The organism is Streptomyces sp. NPDC005931, from assembly GCF_042871235.1.
GTDB lineage: Bacteria > Actinomycetota > Actinomycetes > Streptomycetales > Streptomycetaceae > Streptomyces.
Genome location: NZ_JBIAIG010000013.1, coordinates 1 through 2,374, shown reverse-complemented (window position 1 = coordinate 2,374; position 2,374 = coordinate 1). Strand labels below are relative to the sequence as shown.

Annotated in this window: 3 protein-coding genes; all 3 read left to right on the top strand. The window is 70.0% G+C overall.

Translation table 11 applies throughout. The features are described 5' to 3' along the window. Positions 1-494 precede the first annotated feature (494 nt). Complete coding sequence (locus ACFYOV_RS25975) at positions 495-1,292, top strand: BTAD domain-containing putative transcriptional regulator (protein WP_389091267.1); 798 nt, start codon at positions 495-497, stop codon at positions 1,290-1,292. Positions 1,293-1,400: 108 nt separating this feature from the next. Further along, positions 1,401-1,832, top strand: coding sequence for a hypothetical protein (locus ACFYOV_RS25970; RefSeq protein ID WP_389091265.1), 432 nt, complete (start codon positions 1,401-1,403; stop codon positions 1,830-1,832). A 24-nt stretch (positions 1,833-1,856) separates the two neighbouring features. Next, positions 1,857-2,374: carboxyl transferase domain-containing protein (locus tag ACFYOV_RS25965; RefSeq protein ID WP_389091263.1), on the top strand; the 518-nt coding region annotated here is incomplete at its 3' end.

Genomic DNA, 2,374 nt, shown 5'->3' with positions numbered 1-2,374 from the left:
CAGCTCGAGGTCGGGCCGTAAAAAGCCCACGCAGGTTCGAATCCTGCCCTCTCCGCCACGTCGATTCCCGGCATCGGGCCTCCAGCGGCCCCACCCCACCGGCCGCGTGTCACACCGATGCCGTACGGACCGCCGGCAATCCCCCGGCCCGGCGGGCTCACACCCCGGCGTGCCGCCCCCAGAGGGCGGCCCGCCGGGGTGCAAGGCGTGCGCCCACGGCTGCCTGCTCCCCTCGGGAGCATTCCGCTTACGGCACCCCACCGGACAATGACACTGGTCAGCGCGTCGACGCACGCGACGGTGGGACACACCAGAAAAAATACCTTCTCAAAGGAATTATTCTGTGGAAGGATACGGACGGGTGGAGACTCAGAGCGTGCATCGCCCCGGACATCGCCGCGCGCAGGCCTCCGTGGTCCGACGCCAACGGCGTGGATCGTCATGACGAGCCCTCACCCACCCTCGGCCTCACGATCGTCAAAGGGGGAAACGCCATGTTGAGGTTCTCGATCCTTGGGGCACTCCAGATCCACACCGCATCAGGCCCTGCGGAGATCTCCGGTGATCTCCAGCGAGCCCTCTTGCAGACACTTCTCGCCAGCGAGGGCCAGCCCGTCTCCGGCGAGGCCCTCATCGACGAGATGTGGGGCGAGGTCGCCCCGGACAACCAGGCCAACGCGCTTCAGGCCCACATCAGCCGCCTGCGCCGCAAGCTCCGCAGCCTGGAGCCCGACCGCACGACCTCGCGCCTCATCATGTATCCCTCCGGCTACCGCATCACCGTCAACGAGGGCGAACTGGACGCGGCGGAGTTCATCAAGACGGTCCGCCAGGCGGAGGTCGTCGGGCGTGACAACCCCGACAGGACCGCCCGACTGCTCCGCCAGGCCCTGGCCATGTGGCGCGGTCCGGTGTTCGGCGGCTTCCCCGGCGGCGCCCTGTGCCAACTGGCCGCAGCCCGCTACGAGGAGTACCGCATGCGCGCCATGGAGCTCCGCTTCGAGGCCGAACTGCGCCTCGGCCGGCACGCCGCCGTCCTCGCCGAGCTCACCGAGACGCACACCAACCACCCGCTCCGGGAACGCTTCTGCGAGCAGTTGATGATCGCCCTGTACTGCGCGGGCCGCCAGGCCGACGCACTCGACGTCTTCCGCCGCATGCGGCGTCACCTCGCCGACGAGCTCGGCATCGAGCCCTCGCCCTCACTGCGCCATGTGGAGAGCGCGATCCTCTCCCACGACCCCGCCCTCACCGGCGAGGTCCGCAACCCCCTGCTCCTTCAGCTCACCTGAGCCGGCCGGACCCGGCAGCCGCCCGCGTAAGCGGCTCGTCAGCGTCCGGTCAGCGGCACTCGGCACGATCGATGTGAAGTGGAACAGGCCCCTACCTTTGGAGATCCCATGACCACGAGTCAGACCACGACGCGCGCGGCGACGGCAGCAGGGTCCGCTGCCGCCGCGCGTCCGTTGAGGATGTTCCTCGCCCTCGACGCCGCCGTGACCGGCGCCAACGGTCTGATCTACCTGCTGGCTGCCGGCCCGGTCGGTGAGCTGCTCGGCCTCGGCACCGGCTTCCTGCGCGGCATCGGCGCCTTCCTCACGGTCTACGGCGTCCTCGTCGCCGTCGTGGCGAGCCGCCCGGTGCCCCCGGTTCTGCCCACCAAGCTGATCATCGAGGCCAACCTGCTCTGGGCCGTGGCGAGCGTGGCCACCGCCGTCTTCGGCTGGTTCGACCCGAACACGGTCGGCACGGTGTGGATTCCGCTCCAGGCGGCCGTCGTCGCGGCGTTCGCCTTCCTTCAGATGAGCGGCCTGCGCCGCCTCGGCAACTGACGTTCCGTCACTCCAGGGGGAGACATGAGGTCCCACGTCGCGGAGCTGGCCCAGATACGCCGACAGGTACTGAACGGCCCCGGTGAGAAGGCAACGGCGGCGCAGCACGCCAAGGGCAAGCTGACGGCGCGCGAGCGCATCGAGCTGCTGCTGGACGAGGGCTCGTTCCGCGAGGTGGAACCCCTGCGCCGGCACCGGGCCACCGGCTTCGGCCTGGAGGCCCGGCGGCCGTACACCGACGGTGTGATCACCGGCTGGGGCACGGTGGAGGGCCGCACGGTCTTCGTCTACGCCCATGACTTCCGGATCTTCGGCGGGGCGCTGGGCGAGGCCCACGCCACCAAGATCCACAAGATCATGGACATGGCCATCGCGGCCGGCGCGCCCCTCGTCTCCCTCAACGACGGCGCCGGTGCGCGCATTCAGGAGGGCGTCTCGGCGCTCGCCGGGTACGGCGGCATCTTCCAGCGCAACACCAAGGCGTCCGGCGTCATCCCGCAGATCTCGGTGATGCTCGGCCCGTGCGCGGGTGGCGCGGCCTA

Coding starts and splice junctions, on each gene's coding strand:
- ACFYOV_RS25975 (WP_389091267.1), top strand. CDS start 495: ATGTTGAGGTTCTCGATCCTTGGGGCACTCCAGATCCACACCGCATCA.
- ACFYOV_RS25970 (WP_389091265.1), top strand. CDS start 1,401: ATGACCACGAGTCAGACCACGACGCGCGCGGCGACGGCAGCAGGGTCC.